We start from the raw sequence: 15,676 nt of genomic DNA, 5'->3' as shown, positions 1-15,676 counted from the left end.
TTTATAAACAAAAGATAGCTCACGATACACAACAAAAAAACAGCAATATAAAAAAATAAGGAATCATAATGAGTAACTATAAATAAGTCTCCGCCACCAATAGAAAAGACTATACCTATTACTAAAAATCACATGCCCACTCCAAGTGCAGCGCTTAAAGCAATAAAAAGGAAGCTCATTATCATTTTTTATACTCCTTTAACATGCTTCTCGATTCCTTATCATCACATAGGAATAACCCCGTTCCATGATCTATCGGATCATCCCCTTTGTTTATGTATATCTTTTTAGCTTTGAGCTATTCCTGCATCTGCATTTAGAACCTTAACATTAAAAAAGGCAACCCTCTGCTTAGATGAGGTTTGCCTTTTATTCGTTTACCAAATATAAATCGCGATATTCCTATTCGCTAACCAATGCGTTGTCGTACAAGTCTATCAACTCATCGAAGGAAGTGATAATTACATCGGAGCCCTTCAGCTCATCCTGACGGCCAAAACCTGCATACGCACAGCCGATGACGGTTTGAGCATTTCCCTTACCTGCCTCCACATCGGACGAGCGATCGCCTACCATCCAGGCACTCTTGATTCCATGATTGTCCAGCAAAATGCGTAGCAATTCTGTCTTCGTCGCAGTGCCTTGACCACCCGCACTATACAATCCTTCAAATAACTCTTTAAGCTCATGCACCACAACTATACTGTGAATGTATTCCTCCAGCCCATTACTAGCCACAAACAATCGTACTCCACGCTCTTTTAGGGCAGTCAGTGTTTCGACCACCTGAGGATACAGTAACGTCCCACCTGCTTCAAGTCCTTCGACCTCTAGCTGCAATAGCAGCTCATCTGCACGGCGGTGCACCGCCTCATCGGCATCAGGCATAACCTTCTTCCAAATATCTGCCAGCAGCATCCCTAAGCCGCTTAGAATAAGCTCTTCCGGCGGTGTTGGTCCTGAGTATAATCCCTCTTCCCGCAAAATATCGAACATTTTATGATATGCAGGTAATAAAAGACTTTCAGTCTGGAACAGTGTTCCATCCATATCAAAAACAATCGCTTCCGGCTTGTTCAACTCCGAGTGAACCGCGTTCAGTTCTGTTCCTTGTACCTCTTTACTCATCTGTTGTTCCTCCCCATTCTCTTTTGCTTCAGGTAAGCACATTCATCTGCACGAAATTTCCAGTACAAGCCCTATGATATATGATATCACTTCGGAATGTCCATGCTCTCCACTTTTCTTGTTGCAGTTTATATTTCAACATGTTATATTACAAACTGTAATATAACATGTTGAAATATAAAGGAGAGATAACCATGTCACGTCCATTAATCATGCGCTTCCTCAAGCAGCCTGCTACCATCGTCGGGATTATAACTGCACTGTTGTTCCAAGTCTTTTTCAGCTTAATCTGGATTACAGGGTATGACCATGTAACTGATCGGGTAGATCGGTTGCCCATTGCTATTGTGAATGAGGATGGTGCGAATGCTCAGCCTGTAGTCGATGGTATTACCCAGTCCCTTCAGTTCGTAACCAGACAGGACCTTCCACTAAAAGCTGCCAAGGAAGCCCTTGAGCATAGAGAAATCCGCATGATTATCAATATTCCACAAGGGTTCACCGGAGCGATTAGCAATCCTTCCGCAAAGGCTGAACTCCGGTACCTCGTAAATGAATCCAATCCGCAAATGGTTAGCAATGTTATGCAGACTGTAGCCCTTAAAGTCACGGCTGCCATGAACACTCAAAGCAGTGATACAGCACTAAACCAAACCCTTGAAGCTATGAAGCTGCCGAAGGCACAAGCAGAGATCATCAAAAGTGCGGCAAGCAGCCGAATCTCCGCAAACGTTGAAGTCATCCATCCCACAACTAATTTTGCACAAACTATGGTTCCGTTAATGATTGTTACCGCCTCCTTTACCGGAGCTATGTTACTCGCCATGAATCTCCAAAAAGCATCTTCCAATTTATCGGGTCAATTTGGTAAATGGGATCGCCTTGCAGCCCGTTTTGCCATTATGAGTGCAACGGCTGTATTAACCTCTCTAGTGGGGACTATCATGGTTAACTCGCTCGGGATCCACTCCAGCCATGGCTTTCTGCTCATGTGGCTGTTCGAGTTCACTGTGATTCTCTCCTGCATGATTCTTGCACAGTTCAGTCTGCTGCTACTCGGCGACGCTGGCGCCTGGCTAAATATCGCACTTCTCTCCATACAAATGTTGGCTTCCGGAGCAACGATTCCTCGTGATGTGCTTTCTCCTTTTTATAGCTGGATCGGTCCCTTCTCACCTGCTTACTACGCGGTAAATGGTATGCTCGACCTAGTTATCGGAGGCAATGGTGTATGGAAAGATATGTTCTATCTACTCTGCATTGGTGCAGCAATAGCTGGATTAAGCATTATCCTAACCTTCATTCGCAAGGAAACTCAGTTATCACAAGAACAAGAGCCCGTACCAGCAAATGCGTAATTATTTAGTTTGCCTCCTTGGTTATGCCTTTTCAAATTGAGAGCGAAATGCAGTTGTGATATGGTAGGAGGTGAAAGAGAGGAGCGACAATGATTCATGAATATACAAGATGTCATTCTAGGGATATTAAGTGAAAAACCTCATTCGGGTTATGAGATAAAACGGCATTTCGAGGAATACTTTTCTTTTTTCTTTGATGCCAGCTACGGCACCATCTACCCAACCCTAAGCAAGATGGAGAAGCTGGACCTAATCACCAAAGAATCCATACGGCAGGAAGGCAAACCTGACAAAAATGTATTTACCATTACCCGTGCTGGCTTGGATCAGTTCCATGCTTACTTGCAAACACCGGCTGAAAAGGAAGTTCTGCGTTCAGACTTTTTTATGCATCTGTATTTCGGAGATAAGACCGATAAAGAGAACATAGATAATCTACTTCGGCAAGCATTGATAGAAAAGCAGGCAATGTACGATGATCTTGATCAGAAATTAAAGCAACTAGATTGCAAACTGTCCCCTTACCAAAAGCTGTGTATGGAATTGGGCCTTGTGCAATATGAAGCCTTTATCAAAAAAATTCAAAGTGTGCTGGAGTCTGAATAAGGATCATGTGGGCAGTAGGTTTCCTATTATTCTAGGGGATTTGCTGCTTTTTTTTGTTGTGCTATCATAAAAAAGAACCGGCAGCATGCACAAATTGTGCTTGCTGTACCGGTTCTTTTTTAGCAAAAATGTGTAACCTATCGATTATACTCTGTCAAAGCTAGAAATCAGCTCATCGAGAACATCTTTGCTTACCATTTTACCTTTGAAATTGATGAGGTTCTCTGCGCTTCCGGAGAAGATACAAGTTGGCTCATATTTTCTAAGAATAATTTTCTCTCCATCTACAAAAATCTCGAGCGGGTCTTTTATGTCAATTCCCATCGTTCTACGTAGTTCAATAGGAATTACGATACGTCCCAATTCATCTACTTTTCTTACTATGCCTGTCGCTTTCATCATCGTACATCCTCCCTTAAATTCACATTAATAATCATTTTTGCTAAAAGCTATGTAGGCTTCTATATGATAGTAATGATTACGCTATACTCTAATATTAAAGTGCTATTCATTCCCTGTCAATTTTATTTCTACAAAATATGATATTTATCGACAATTATTCGACAAAAATATGTACAGTTTCGACAAAATGCTGTAAAGCGACCCAATTTATTCGTCTTGAAATTAATAAATATCCAACATTGCGATTACAAATCAGCTTGCAGAGTATCCCAATTGATACCATCATTTACCCAATACATCAAGTCTGGAAACACTCCGACGTATATCAGAGCAAAGAAACGTTTAGTAGAATTAATACAGACTATTTATGCTTTATGCATCTACTTTTTTCGACAATCCAGCTTTCTACTATGTACTGATTTAATATAAGTATTACATATTATTAATAGAAAGATCAAATATTGGATAAACTTAGCATAATTAATTGAATTTAATTACAAAAAAAACCGACCAGTGATCTCTGGTCGATCTATTCTATCGTTATAATGCCTTCTCCGTAACCCTGCCATTCGCATCAATAATTGCATTATAAGAAAGGTTATTCATTAGCTTGATCGTCTTCCTATTGTAAGAATCATCCATAAAGTTGGGCTGTCCCCCAATAATCTTGACTGGCGTAATCTTACTCGTCACCTGGGCATCATTAATCTCAAAATTCACTAGCATCGAGTGAAGGGTTTTTTCCCCACCACGTGTTGAACGATTAAACACAAAGTTTCCAAGTGAATAATAAATCGGTTTATTTTTGTAGTATTCGATGCCCATCAAGCAATGGCTGTGTGCGCCGAGTATGATATCTGCTCCACTATCAATCATCTGTTTGGCTAGCGTGCGGGCGTATTGTTCAGGATAATCCTTAAACTCTTCATTCCAGTGAATGTACACAATCGTGTAATCATTCTCCTTAGACATCTTCTGAATAGCCGTAAGCATTGGCTGCGAGGTGTACGCTGAGGCAGCTCCCGGTTTATTGTTGCCGGCATACCAAGAAGGCCCTGAAAGCACTCGACTTACACCTAAGATAGCGATCTTCTTCCCCTTTACCGTCCTTGTATACGGTTTGAACGCTTCCTCTACATCTTTGCCTGCTCCTGTATGGCCAATCTTGTTTCGATCCAGATGCACCAGTGTATCGAGCATAGCGTCTGTTCCGAAATCTAAAATGTGATTATTAGCCAATGAAACGCCGTCAATCCCAGCATAGGTTAAGCCACTAAGCACTGCTGGTTTGGACCTAAAGGCAAAGGTTTTCTCTGCTGCCTTCCCTCGAATAGACACTGGCGTTTCCAGATTCGCGAAGGCGATATCTGCCTTTTGCAAGGTAGGTGCGACTTTCACAAACGGAAAGTTCACTCCGTATTTCGCGATCTGATCACCCACAAAACCGTCCAAGAGAATATCACCAGCAAAAGCAAGTCTGATAGGTTCTGAAGATGGCGAAGCTGCACTAGATGCAATCGTCGAAGGGAGGATCAATGATAATAGAAGTGTAGTAAGTAGCATGCTGCGCAGTACATTCGACCCTAATCTCAAAAAATACAACCTCCTATCCTCATTATGGAATCTATATTAGCTATTATTCTAGCTTACTGGAAATAGATTACTAATTTAAGGGTAAGAAGACCTGTTATGCCTTTGATTTTTTCAAAACAGCCCGGAAGCATTGTAACCCACCCCACAAATCTGTGGACACAGGATCTGCAGGCAACTCAAAATCCGTCTCCCCCCAATATTGAAAACCAGCCTGCAGCAGCAAATCATTCATAAGATTTAAGTTTACCGTTGGGTAATCAAACGTTAGCACGAGCAGCCCCTCTTCATTCAACGTTCGGTGAAATTCCCGTAAAGTGCCGACCGTATCCTCTAAGGTCAAATGCTCCAGCACTGATATGCAAAAAATAGTGTCAAAGCTCTCATCCTCATATGGAAGAGCCGCAAGATTGGCCTGAGCAAGATGCAAGTTGTTCGTTCTTCTAGCTATAACCTGCTTTGCCGCTTTTTCCCCGATCTCATCAGTAATCGCATCTAGGATGTCCTCCCGGTAAATAACCCTGCTGTCCATATCGCAAGCATAAACCTCTGCACATACCCCAGCTAAATAAAATTTCAAGGGATGAGGAATTCCACAAGCAGCATCCAGCACCACACCATGTGGAGAAATAAAGTTAATACACCACTCATATTCAAAGGGACGGCTCCACCAGGATTCTGGCAAATCATAAATTAACTTCTCACGGCTTGCATCTGAGTTTACAAAAAAACGCGAGACAAAGGGATGTGTTGGCATGGCCAGGACTCCTTTTTAACGGAATTTAAGGTAGTGAGAGTATATTCATGATTTGCTGATTCATTCCATAACCTTACATTGAGCTAGACAAACCAAAAAAAAAACGGCTGCTCCCTTAGGAACAGACCGTCTTTAAATATTAACCGTACAAATCTTATGAGTAAAAGGATAGAGGCTTGGCCTCAACTCCATGTTTCTCGATCAAATGATCTAGTAAGGCAGACCATTCCGCATCAACCGTGCATTGATCTGGATGAGCCTCGAACCAAGCAATTGACTGCTTTATCCCTTCAGAGAAAGGAACGGCAGCCTGGAAGTCAGGCACGAGACGTTTGATTTTACGATTGTCAAAAACACTGCTGACCGCTTGATCGCCGATCAAGCCATCCGCCGTCCCTGGAGGGGAGAAGGCTGTGATAAAGTCTGTAGAGATATGAACCACTTTCGGCTCCACACCTGCCGCTTGCCCAATGGCCGCATAGATCTGATTCCAGTTCAACACCTCATCAGAAGTAATATGAATGGCCTCCCCAATCGCTTCCGGATGCCCAAGCAATCCGACGAACCCTTTGGCAAAATCTGAGTTATGCGTCAGTGTCCACAAAGATGTTCCATCTCCATGGATGACTAAAGGCAAGCCACGACGGATACGATCAATCAAGGACCAAGGATGCTGTCCGCTCGTGAGTGCCGCAGGGATGGCTGTATTTCCGTAAGTATGGGAAGGACGAACAATCGTAACCGGGAATCCGCTGTTGTTGTGTGCTTCCATCAATAGCTGCTCACAAGCAATTTTATTTCTCGAGTATTCCCAATAAGGATTCTCCAGAGGTGTCTCTTCTGTGATTATATAATTACGCTGTGGCTTCTGATAAGCCGAGGCCGAGCTGATAAAAATGTACTGCTTCGTTTTACCTGTAAACAGGTCAATATCTGTCTGCACATGTTCCGGTGTAAAAGCAATCCAGTCTACCACTACGTCAAATTCATAATCTCGCAATACTTCGGCAGCCTCCGCCGGATTACGAATGTCACCTTGAATCACCTTCGCCCCATCCGGAACGAATTCGCCTCTTTGTCCTCTGTTGAACAAATACAGCTCTATTCCTTGTTCTACGGCGAGCGGGGATACAGCCTGACTAATCAGTCCCGTACCTCCGATAAATAATACCTTCATTTCACACGCTCCTTATAGAGGATGTTCAAAAACCGTACTTTTTTAACTCTCATTTATAGTAAAAGTAAACCTGGCTCGTCATTTATTCGTTAACGTAATCTCGCCATAAGTGCTTTGGCTGCCAATTCAGCAGCTTCTTCGCCTTCGCATTGCTGAGTAACGACTCATGGCCTTCCAGCGGCTGGCGGAAATCCGTCACCTCTGGATAACGTGCGGCCATTAACTCTCTGCTAGGAACAGCCATACTGGTCTCATCTGCGCATATATTAAGAGCAACTGCGCCCAATCCGTCCGTTTCAATCGCCAATTGGCAAGCTGTCGCTACATCCCGTGTATCAATATAGCTCCACAGAATCCGATCACGCTGCGCGGGATCATGAATGAAGGAAGGGAAACGTTCATACGTCGATGGGTCAATGACATTTCCGATTCTTAGGGAAACGACTTGTATACCCGTTCTGCGCTGGAACATCTCTGCTGTCTTTTCATTCACAACTTTAGATAGACCGTAGCTGTCTTCAGGAAGTTGTGGATGATCTTCATCCATCGGTACATACTGGGGTCCCAACGGGTTAACCGCAAAACAGATGCCATAAGAGGATTCACTGGAAGCAATAACTGCTTTGCGAATGCCTAGTCCAGCAGCAGCCTCCAGAATGTTATAGGTGGATACTACATTATTTTGAAAGGTGACTTCACTCGTCTTTATATTTGCGGCTGGGATCGCAGCCAGATGCACAACTGCATCAGCGCCTGCAAGTACGCCGTACACTTCACCTAAATTATTCAAATCAGCAATGATCGTTTGGCACAAGGAATCTGGAGATTTTTGCGTATCCACATTCACAACCTCATACCCTTGCTCAACAAAATGCCGGACCACCCATCTGCCGAGCATCCCGCTTCCGCCAGTAACAACTACTTTCGCCATGATCATATCTCCTTTTTTATGAATCTATCTCTAGTTAAGAATCTCTTCAATTTTCTTCAAAATATCCTCGGAAAGTTCTATTCCCGAAGCCTTAACATTCTCTTCGACCTGCTGCGGACGACTGGCACCCACTAGCGCACTTGCTACATTAGGCTGACGCAGAATCCAAGCCAAAGCCAGATTTCCCACAGAAATATTCAGCTCCGCAGCTACCCCGCTTAGTTGGCGAACCTTTTCAATCTTCTCTTCTGTAATCGCCTTTTTCAACCGATCCAGCTTAGCCGCACGGCTATCTTCAGGGATGTCCGCGTTATACTTACCAGTTAACAGCCCTTGAGCCAGTGGAGAAAAAACAACCTGTCCAATGCCACGTCGCTCGCCTAGCGGAATAATTTCTTTCTCAATATAACGTTCGAACATATTATAAATCGGTTGGTTAACCACAATATGATCCAGTAAATAGCGGTCTGCTACAGCTAGCGCATCTGTCATTTGCGCCGCAGTCCACTCACTTACACCGACATAATATACCTTGCCTTGACGAACCAGATCATCCAGCGCACGTAAGGTCTCTTCAATTGGAGTTTCCGTATCGAAACGATGACAATACATAATATCCACGTATTCTACGCCGAGACGCTGCAAGCTTGCGTGACATTGTTCTGTAATATGCTTGCGGGATAGACCACGATCATTAGGCCCCGTCCCCATTTCGCCAAATACTTTAGTGGCCAGCACATAGGATTCTCTCGGATAGTTCCGCAAGGTCTCGCCTAGCACTTTCTCAGCAGCACCCTTTTCGTAAACATTTGCCGTATCAAAAAAATTTACGCCTAGGTCGTAAGCGGTTTCAATGGCTTTAACAGCATTATCTCTTTCTACATATCCTCCGTATGTCAGCCAGCTTCCCAGACTAATCTCGCTAACTTTTAGGCCTGTTCCACCTAATCTACGATATTTCATAATAACTGCTCCTTTCCATAGTTCCGTGTTATGATTTCGGCAGGTTGCCTAACGCACATATTCATTCTAGAATAGTTTGTATATAATAGGAAGAAGTGAAATTTAGTTTACTATATGATCTCTAGAGTAGTTACTATACAAGAGTATAGTGGCACCAAAACAGGAGGAGATTCCTTGAAAACAGCTAAATCTAGCAATAATTATATCCCTAAAACCCCACTTACTATTGAATGTAATGTAGAAAAAACACTTGAGGTATTGGGCGGAAAATGGGCTTTTCTCGTACTAAGAGAGTTATTCGACGGTACCCAACGCTTTGGAGCGCTTCAACGAAAAATCACTAATGTCAGCCCTCGTGCTTTGACTAGTACTCTGCGCCATTTAGAGGAACACGGTGTACTAGAACGCCATGTTTTTCCTACCGTACCGGTGACAGTGGAATATTCTTTAACTCCAAAAGGTGAGGATTTGCATCAAATTTTGAAGGAAATGAAACTATGGTCGGCCAAATGGACGTAGGTTTGGTAGGGTAGATTGCGAACTGATTTTTACTTTAACCCATGCGTTGTGCGCTAGAGAGTAATTAGGGAAAAACTCCCTGAAAATCAGGGTAATTTCTTTATTTCCCACCAAATCATCTAAATTATAGGGAGAAATCCCCTAATTATGATGGACTCAGAATGCTTGGGCAACGCAGAGCAGCGATCCTCCAATAACAGGAGAATCGCTGCTCTGTTGAACACTTATGGGACAACCTCTTCAGTATTTTTTCTATAAGCTTAATATTTATCCACAACCGCGCCGAGTACTGCCGTATTTACATACGGTTTTCCTCTAAGGCTTTGCAGCTCCTTAGCAGTGCCTGTAACAACAACTCCCAATAGCTGTACGTCACTGGCATCCGGTGCCGCTTTATCCTTTTTCAAATAGTTCGAGATTCGCTCAAATTCTCCGTAATACTTGCCCTCTTTCTGAAGCCCATATGCTAGTGATTGTAAAAAATCCTCTGGTTTCGGTTTAAATAACCCTTCCCAATTGACACCGTAACCGTATACTTGTCTCGCTGATTCCGGTAATGCATATTTATTCGGGCTGCTGTCATTCGTAATAAACTCAAGCTTCTTTTTATTGTCATACGTATCTACCCAATACCACTTCTGTGTCAGCTCTGTTGGCAGCATCTTCTCTACTTCTGCTTGTGTATAGCTTTTATCAAATGAAACTGCCATTTCTACCAGCTTACCAGGTTCCATTTGTTCAAGTGCAGGCAGGTCATTCAACACCTTTCCGTTATAATTCACCCCAGGTACATAGAACATCATTTCCCGCTGTCCATTTTGACTGTTATATCCTCGGTAATATTCATAATTTTGGCTGGTCATTACTGGATCAGGAACATTTATACTAGAGTAACCCCTATTAAGCAGAGAAAAGCGGCTGCTCATACTGAATTCCAGCTTTTTAGTATCCCACACGACAGGTACACCCTCAACAACCTTGTACGTACTCAATTCAACTTTGCCCGATAAAAAGCCTAAATCCAGCTCAGTTCTCAGCTCATGAAGATTAGGACTGCTAATTTCCATCATAATCCTCTCCTCATCCAGACCACGCATCGCTAACCAGCTTGTCAGTTGAGTGATACCGAGCATGCCGCTAAGCAATACAATAATGGTCACGATCAGAGAAATGACCGTATTACGGATCATTGTTTTTCGTTTTGCTTTCTTAATTATTTTTGAAAGGTTTTGATCATCCTTTTGTTCCCATGGAGCCGTCATTCCGCTTCACCTCTGTATTTTTTTTGAAATTGCTTGCGGGCACGAAACAATGCCGATTTGACCGTATCCGTTGTGATCCCAAGGAGCTCAGCTATCTCCTGATAGGACAGCTCCAGCTCGTACTTCATAATAATGAGCTGTTTGTGGAGAGGAAGAAGCTCATCTAGTATACGTTCGATGTCCTCTCGTTTCTCTTTTAACAGCACATGATCCTCCGGCAGTTCCATATCAGGCACATCCACATAATCAATAGGAATGACTATCCGCTTGTTGCGGCGGCACAGATCATAATAACGATTAATCGCCACTTTATATAGCCATGCACTGAATTTGTTCTCATCAATGGAATCGATATACAAAAGCGCCTTATACACCGTATCCTGTACAATATCTTCAGCATCGGCTGCAGGTGCCCCGAGACGAATCAAGTATTTTTGGATTTCTTGCATTTTCGGTTGAAGTATCTGATGTAGCTGCCCGGGCTTCATCCTGCACCTCCCTTCGTATGTATAACGGTTAAGTTCTCGAAATGTTAGCTGATAGTAGAAAAAACTTATAAAAGAAAAGTTACACAAAAAAATCCCCTTACCGCTAACAGTATATAGATACCGTATAGCGTAAGGGGGTGCTTTAAAAAAATATTATTTATTCACTTATAGATGATTCATTGATACTAGTAACATACGCCTTTTGAAATACCAAGTCCGTATCAAATTTTAGGCCAGATATGCAGATACACGTTCTTTAAAATCTGATGAAGGAACCATGCCCAGCTCCGAACGATAAGCAATCTCGAATTTCTCATAGAGCCGTGCGATCTTATCCTTATTTCCGAGCCTAGCATATATATCAATCATTTGCTGGTTCATCTCTTCATGAAGAGGATATAAACCCAAGAACTTTTCTAATCGTTGCTCCGCTTTATGCCAATCCTGAATAGCACAATCTCTGTCCACTAGCAATCGAGTCCAGGTTGTAAAATACTTGCAATAAGCTTCCTCCAGCGAAATCTTCCATAGATAAGGTTTCCCATCCAGCAGGGGCCCCTGATATAAGAAACAAAGCCGCTCCATTTGAGTAGTGTTTTGTTTCCCTTCAGCCATTTCTAAATGAAACCTTTGATAATCAAGAGCATCATAACTTTCATTTCCGGTCTCCAGCATATAGCCATCATTCATTTTACGGATTTCCATGCCGAAGCCCTTTTCTTTTAGCATTTTTTTCAAGAGGTAAATCGTATTATACAGGTTGGATGCCCCTCTCTCATCCTGCATATCTGGCCATAACAAATCAATTATTCTCCATTTACTGATATAACGACCTGCATTGCATAGAAAATACGCGAATAATTCCTCTGCTCTGCGCGTTCGAAAATGAATGGGCTTGCCTTCTGAATCACAAACTTCAAATCCACCAAAACAGCGGATCATAGGCCTCGTTTTCTTTGGCTCTAGGATCACCGCAGGTCTCATTCGTTTAATAAGTCGTTCAGTGACCCTGTTGATCGCTTCGGGTGTTATTGGCTTAAGTATATAATCTAGTGCACTAACCTCGAATGCTTCCAGTGCATAATTCTTGTAGGCCGTTGTAAATACAATTTCCGGTTGATGCATCAGCTTCTGAATTCTGCTTGCCAGCTCAATACCATTCATCTTAGGCATTTCAACATCTATAAACACGACATCCGGTTGTAAATCAGGTATGCATTCCAGTGCCTCTAATGGATTTGAGAAGGCCCCGCTAATGGTATAATCTGGATTACGACCGATCAGTACCTTCATCAAATTCAAAATTGGCTTCTCATCTTCAACAATCACTACACGAATCATCGTGTTTCTCCCTCCATGCCCCCAAGGCTTGCTGGTAAATACATTGTTACTTTGGTCCCAAACCCAAGGTCGGAATGAATGGTTAGGGTAGCTCCGGGTATAGCGCCTAGACGCTTTCGAATGTTATGGATTCCAATACTGCCATCCAGCTGCTCGTCTCCAGTTAATTGATATAGCAAGTCATCTGGCATACCCACACCATCATCTTCGATGATAACTTTCATATAGTTACTACCTGCTTGAACCGTGAGCGAAACTCTGCCCTGACCCTCTTTTTCAAACAATCCATGTCTGATCGCATTTTCAACAAATGGCTGAATACATAAGGAAGGGATTTCAACAGAACGCAGACCCTCTTCCATATAAAAAATAAAATCAAACCGTTCTCCAAAACGCGCTTTTTCGATCTCCACGTAGGCTTGAATCAGCTCTAACTCCCGGTGCAAAGGAACAACTAAAGTGGAACTTTCCATATCGAGAATATAACGGATGTATTGACTTAACATGGATAACAAATAGGCGGCTTTCTCTCCATCTGTATAACAGAAAGAGATCACACTGCTCAGTGCGTTATACAGAAAATGAGGTTTGATTTGCGCTTGATGAAAGGCATACTCATTTCGTATCGCTTCTTGTATCGATGTCTTCATTGCAATCAGCGTTTGAATTCTCGCAATCAGCGTTTCTCCATCAAATGGCTTAGTTATATAATCATTCGCCCCAGCCCTGAAGCCAAGCGCAATATCTGTTGGCGCGTCTTTTACTGTAGCAAACAAAATAGGTAAATCCAGAATGGAGTAACGCACCCGCAACGTTCGGCACAACTCAATTCCTGAAATCCCCGGCATCATGACATCTAATATAACTAGGTCCATATTAGGGTATTGCTCCATTTTGTCCATTGCTTCATTCGCTGAAAACGCCGTAATTACATTGTAATGATGCCGTCTTAAAATATTCAGCAGAATATGAATGTTAGAGGCCTCATCATCCACAATTAAGATCGTATATCCACTCTGATCCACTATATCAAGCGAGGTCTGCTCAAAATGCGCGTGCTGCCCCACCCCTGTAGCTGCTACTTCGCGGTAGCCTGGGATCCGCTCGATTTTGGGCAAGGTGAAGATCATTCGAGTGCCTTGACCAACCTCAGACCAATCCACCCGAATCTCACCGCCCATCCGCTTAATTAGCTTTCTGCTAATATACAGACCCACACCCATTCCTGTGTAACCATCTTGCGGAAGTGGTTTATCGACTTGTTCAAAATATTCAAATATGGCGGTATGCATATCAGGGGAGATCCCAGTTCCTGAATCTTCCACCGTAACAGATACTGTATTTCCCTCTACATAAGCCTTTATGGTAATAAATCCTTTATCCGTATGCTTGATCGCATTGTGAACTAAATTGTACATGACTTGTCTTAATCGACTATCATCCGCAAGCACCCACACATCGGGTTCCACCTGATTATCTAATCGCACAGATTTCCCTGCGAGCTCAAACTGCAACACATCAAATACAATTTGTGAAGCCACCCTTAGATCAACCACTGTCTGCTGTAGTCGTAATTCTCCATGCTTCAAAAGACTAACATCAATCAAATCCTGAATGAGCATTGACAGCTTTGTAGAAGTGTCCTTAATTAACCAAAGATTCTGTTTCTGTAATGGATACAGATTATCTTCGCCATCTTCTAATAAAAAGGATGTCATATTCATAATGCCATGCAGCGGAGTTTTGATCTCATGAGAAGTGTTCATCAGAAATTCATCTTTAAGCTGGTTCGAGATTAGCAACTGACGGGACAGCATTTCCGTCTTATCATAAGTATTTGAGAATCGTACAGCTAACATAATATTGAAGAAAACAATAAAACCAATGACTCCGCATTTACCCACCAAATCGGTCTGCAGAACATTTTCAGAGTAAAGACTTACATCAAAGAAAAATATCAGGAGCGAAATCGCACCGCCAATGAACAAAAATAGTTCTTTTCGATCCGTCGTCTGGCTCTGGCTGCGAACATATAAATAGATCATTCTGACTATGATTACCACCATAACGATTCCAAGATAGGTTACAAATAGATACTTCATACGAATGTGTACACCATACGGGAGCACCAAAACCGATACAAGATATAGGACAAATGGAGACAACACAATCTTCATCCTCTTACTTGACATCAACCGGGACTCGACCGAGCAGTAAAACATAATAATGATAATCGAACCGACAAACTGGCTTATTTCCAATAGCTTGTAAGTTGATTCAAAAGGGAAATGGGGTAATAACTGTTGAAATATCTTCTCTCCATATAGAGAATTGTTCAAAGAAAGAATAAGCAAATATAAACCGCTGAGCAAATAGGCCTTTTCTCTACGCCCAACGAAATAGAAGCTGAGATGATATGCTCCAAACATCCCCAGGATCAATATAATTCCAATGTCAGTACCCGTCTGAATACTGTTCAGTTTTGTAATATCCGTGTGCACGCCCAGTGGGATTGAATTTACGATTCCCCCAGTAATAAAGTTGAAGTTAGACACTTGAATTACAATTTCTATCTCTTGGGTATTAGACTGAAAAAATACCGTATACGGAGTATTCCCTGGCTTAAATGACTCACTTTCTGTTGAAGGAACCCCGTCCTCTCCTTCCTGCTTCCCATTGATAAATAACTTTTGAGACATACGGATACTTCTTATTTTCAAACCAAGAATCTCATCCGAATCTTTGACCAACACTTTAAGTCGATAGGTGCCAGCCCCTTTACGGTCCATTCCATCTTCTATGATCTTGCCTTTCCATGTGCCTGGGACAGATAGATATGTAGATTTCTTATCTATACTTTGCTGAATCTCAGATGGACTCAGTAATTTATTTTCATAAAACTCCCATTCTCCGTCTAGATCAACTAATCCCTGTTTCTCAAAGTCCCATCTCGACAAATCCAGTACGCCCTGCTTGGCCACCGGGGTATCTTGGTCCTGAATCGTTGGGGAAATAATACTTACTAATAGGGAAAAGGCAAGGATAAAAAACAACCCCATCCCAACTATTCCACGATATTTCATCGTCCTCAACCTTCAGGCTCCTCTCACCAGCGAGTAATTCTACCATTCTACCCCGCTGCTCTCACAAAAAT

General features: G+C 42.4%; 14 protein-coding genes. 3 read left to right on the top strand and 11 right to left on the bottom strand.

What is annotated here, in order from left to right; translation table 11 throughout:
• Positions 1 to 402: 402 nt before the first annotated feature.
• The gene (locus tag PAENI_RS15610) at positions 403 to 1,128 is read right to left on the bottom strand and encodes an HAD family hydrolase (protein WP_149645921.1); all 726 of its coding nucleotides are present in this window, start codon (positions 1,126 to 1,128) and stop codon (positions 403 to 405) included.
• Positions 1,129 to 1,322: 194 nt separating this feature from the next.
• Here PAENI_RS15610 and PAENI_RS15605 point away from each other — a divergent pair, with 194 nt between their 5' ends.
• Positions 1,323 to 2,486: a YhgE/Pip domain-containing protein gene (locus PAENI_RS15605; protein ID WP_188114586.1), complete on the top strand. Its 1,164-nt coding sequence runs from the start codon at positions 1,323 to 1,325 to the stop codon at positions 2,484 to 2,486.
• A 96-nt stretch (positions 2,487 to 2,582) separates the two neighbouring features.
• Positions 2,583 to 3,092, top strand: a complete 510-nt coding sequence (locus PAENI_RS15600) for a PadR family transcriptional regulator (RefSeq protein ID WP_042186461.1) — start codon at positions 2,583 to 2,585, stop codon at positions 3,090 to 3,092.
• A gap of 144 nt (positions 3,093 to 3,236) precedes the next feature.
• On the opposite strand, the gene PAENI_RS15595 is transcribed toward PAENI_RS15600, so the two are convergent.
• The 6 genes from PAENI_RS15595 to PAENI_RS15570 all read right to left on the bottom strand — a co-directional run bounded on the left by PAENI_RS15595 (position 3,237) and on the right by PAENI_RS15570 (position 8,912).
• Positions 3,237 to 3,494 (bottom strand): AbrB/MazE/SpoVT family DNA-binding domain-containing protein, encoded by a 258-nt coding sequence (locus tag PAENI_RS15595; RefSeq protein ID WP_042125931.1) that lies wholly within the window; start codon positions 3,492 to 3,494, stop codon positions 3,237 to 3,239.
• A gap of 540 nt (positions 3,495 to 4,034) precedes the next feature.
• Entirely contained in the window at positions 4,035 to 5,057 is a 1,023-nt protein-coding gene (locus tag PAENI_RS15590) for a CapA family protein (RefSeq protein ID WP_076283417.1), read from the bottom strand.
• Positions 5,058 to 5,181: 124 nt separating this feature from the next.
• Positions 5,182 to 5,841, bottom strand: coding sequence for a class I SAM-dependent methyltransferase (locus PAENI_RS15585; protein WP_149645919.1), 660 nt, complete (start codon positions 5,839 to 5,841; stop codon positions 5,182 to 5,184).
• A gap of 154 nt (positions 5,842 to 5,995) precedes the next feature.
• The gene (locus PAENI_RS15580; RefSeq protein WP_149645918.1) at positions 5,996 to 7,018 is read right to left on the bottom strand and encodes an SDR family oxidoreductase; all 1,023 of its coding nucleotides are present in this window, start codon (positions 7,016 to 7,018) and stop codon (positions 5,996 to 5,998) included.
• Between the two features lie 82 nt (positions 7,019 to 7,100).
• Positions 7,101 to 7,949: an NAD-dependent epimerase/dehydratase family protein gene (locus tag PAENI_RS15575; RefSeq protein WP_076283337.1), complete on the bottom strand. Its 849-nt coding sequence runs from the start codon at positions 7,947 to 7,949 to the stop codon at positions 7,101 to 7,103.
• Between the two features lie 30 nt (positions 7,950 to 7,979).
• Positions 7,980 to 8,912 carry an aldo/keto reductase family protein gene (locus tag PAENI_RS15570; protein ID WP_149645917.1) on the bottom strand — a complete coding sequence of 311 codons (933 nt, stop codon included), beginning with the start codon at positions 8,910 to 8,912 and terminating at the stop codon, positions 7,980 to 7,982.
• A 174-nt stretch (positions 8,913 to 9,086) separates the two neighbouring features.
• On the opposite strand from PAENI_RS15570, the gene PAENI_RS15565 reads away from it, so the two are divergent.
• The gene (locus PAENI_RS15565; protein ID WP_262495623.1) at positions 9,087 to 9,431 is read left to right on the top strand and encodes a winged helix-turn-helix transcriptional regulator; all 345 of its coding nucleotides are present in this window, start codon (positions 9,087 to 9,089) and stop codon (positions 9,429 to 9,431) included.
• A gap of 260 nt (positions 9,432 to 9,691) precedes the next feature.
• Here PAENI_RS15565 and PAENI_RS15560 read toward each other — a convergent pair whose 3' ends face one another.
• The 4 genes from PAENI_RS15560 to PAENI_RS15545 all read right to left on the bottom strand — a co-directional run bounded on the left by PAENI_RS15560 (position 9,692) and on the right by PAENI_RS15545 (position 15,605).
• The gene (locus tag PAENI_RS15560) at positions 9,692 to 10,693 is read right to left on the bottom strand and encodes an anti-sigma factor (RefSeq protein WP_149645915.1); all 1,002 of its coding nucleotides are present in this window, start codon (positions 10,691 to 10,693) and stop codon (positions 9,692 to 9,694) included.
• Positions 10,690 to 11,181, bottom strand: a complete 492-nt coding sequence (locus PAENI_RS15555) for an RNA polymerase sigma factor (RefSeq protein WP_149645914.1) — start codon at positions 11,179 to 11,181, stop codon at positions 10,690 to 10,692. The genes PAENI_RS15560 and PAENI_RS15555 overlap by 4 nt, the downstream gene beginning before the upstream one ends.
• A 228-nt stretch (positions 11,182 to 11,409) precedes the next feature.
• Positions 11,410 to 12,522, bottom strand: coding sequence for a response regulator (locus tag PAENI_RS15550; protein ID WP_149645913.1), 1,113 nt, complete (start codon positions 12,520 to 12,522; stop codon positions 11,410 to 11,412).
• The gene (locus PAENI_RS15545) at positions 12,519 to 15,605 is read right to left on the bottom strand and encodes a sensor histidine kinase (protein ID WP_149645953.1); all 3,087 of its coding nucleotides are present in this window, start codon (positions 15,603 to 15,605) and stop codon (positions 12,519 to 12,521) included. Before PAENI_RS15545 ends, PAENI_RS15550 begins: the two co-directional genes overlap by 4 nt.
• Positions 15,606 to 15,676: the final 71 nt, after the last annotated feature.

It is taken from the genome of Paenibacillus sp. B2(2019) (genome assembly GCF_008370385.1).
Classification (GTDB): domain Bacteria; phylum Bacillota; class Bacilli; order Paenibacillales; family Paenibacillaceae; genus Paenibacillus_AQ.
This window is presented reverse-complemented; position numbering and strand designations above follow the sequence as displayed.

Bases quoted from the DNA above. Each gene is read 5' to 3' on its own strand.
- PAENI_RS15550 (WP_149645913.1), bottom strand. From the start codon at position 12,522: ATGATTCGTGTAGTGATTGTTGAAGATGAGAAGCCAATTTTGAATTTG.
- PAENI_RS15570 (WP_149645917.1), bottom strand. From the start codon at position 8,912: ATGAAATATCGTAGATTAGGTGGAACAGGCCTAAAAGTTAGCGAGATT.
- PAENI_RS15595 (WP_042125931.1), bottom strand. From the start codon at position 3,494: ATGATGAAAGCGACAGGCATAGTAAGAAAAGTAGATGAATTGGGACGT.
- PAENI_RS15610 (WP_149645921.1), bottom strand. From the start codon at position 1,128: ATGAGTAAAGAGGTACAAGGAACAGAACTGAACGCGGTTCACTCGGAG.
- PAENI_RS15575 (WP_076283337.1), bottom strand. From the start codon at position 7,949: ATGGCGAAAGTAGTTGTTACTGGCGGAAGCGGGATGCTCGGCAGATGG.
- PAENI_RS15605 (WP_188114586.1), top strand. From the start codon at position 1,323: ATGTCACGTCCATTAATCATGCGCTTCCTCAAGCAGCCTGCTACCATC.
- PAENI_RS15580 (WP_149645918.1), bottom strand. From the start codon at position 7,018: ATGAAGGTATTATTTATCGGAGGTACGGGACTGATTAGTCAGGCTGTA.
- PAENI_RS15600 (WP_042186461.1), top strand. From the start codon at position 2,583: ATGAATATACAAGATGTCATTCTAGGGATATTAAGTGAAAAACCTCAT.
- PAENI_RS15560 (WP_149645915.1), bottom strand. From the start codon at position 10,693: ATGACGGCTCCATGGGAACAAAAGGATGATCAAAACCTTTCAAAAATA.
- PAENI_RS15545 (WP_149645953.1), bottom strand. From the start codon at position 15,605: ATGAAATATCGTGGAATAGTTGGGATGGGGTTGTTTTTTATCCTTGCC.
- PAENI_RS15555 (WP_149645914.1), bottom strand. From the start codon at position 11,181: ATGAAGCCCGGGCAGCTACATCAGATACTTCAACCGAAAATGCAAGAA.
- PAENI_RS15590 (WP_076283417.1), bottom strand. From the start codon at position 5,057: ATGCTACTTACTACACTTCTATTATCATTGATCCTCCCTTCGACGATT.
- PAENI_RS15585 (WP_149645919.1), bottom strand. From the start codon at position 5,841: ATGCCAACACATCCCTTTGTCTCGCGTTTTTTTGTAAACTCAGATGCA.